The organism is Alcanivorax sp. HI0044 (genome assembly GCF_001634945.1).
Genome location: NZ_LWEZ01001076.1, coordinates 1 through 793, shown reverse-complemented (window position 1 = coordinate 793; position 793 = coordinate 1). Strand labels below are relative to the sequence as shown.

The window sequence follows — 793 nt, the reverse complement described above, 5'->3', positions numbered from 1 at the left end:
GCGTTGCTTGATCTGAGCGCCCTTGCCGAACCAGGCGGAATCCAGCCGGTTGTCGGTGCTGCGGGCGCGGCGTTCGTGGTCCACGAACTCGGTTACTGCATTGAGCAAGCCATAGGCCGTGCTCTTGGCAGACGGCAACTCCGCGCCGCGACCGGCCCCGTCATAAAGAGACATGGCCTTCTTCATGGCCTGTTCGTTGGGCTTCACCAGCATGTCACCCGATGAGTAGTTCACATCGGTGAAGACCGAGCGCATGACCCTCTCGGCGGTCTTGCGGGTGATCCGACGTTCGCTCAGGGCCTTCAAGTGATACATGAAGTCATCCCAGGCGGAGACGGAGATCCCCAGCTGCTTCTTGACGGCTTGGGCATCGAAGGTGGTGTTGTGGCGGACCTTCACCGCCTGGCCGGCGCCATTGAGGGCTACCGCCAGGGTGTTATTGCACACCACCCGGATGCTGGTGAACTGGGCAGTGGTGGCAAGGGTGCCGTCACAGGCAGTGGCCAGCAGCACATAGCCGTTGGTCTGGTCATTGCCTGCCAAGGAACCCGTTTGCCCGGTGCGGGCCAGCGCCCACAGCTTGCGGCCCCCTTTAAGCACCCCTGCAGTCTCCAGCTCGAAGCCGGATTGTTCAGTGAGATCGCGGTAGAACTCCAGTACCTCACGGGGTTGAACCACCTTGAAGCGGTTACTCACTACTGACAGGGGCTCCTGATTGTCGGAGCGGAACAGCACTTTCTGATCCGGGAAGGATGAGATCTGCCCGAGAGTGCCTGCCTCGCTACTGATAAAG

The 793-nt window shown here is 60.9% G+C and carries 1 protein-coding gene; it reads right to left on the bottom strand.

The features are described 5' to 3' along the window. On the bottom strand, nt 1-793 hold a 793-nt coding region (locus A3730_RS12935; protein ID WP_063538195.1), incomplete at both ends, for a DUF932 domain-containing protein.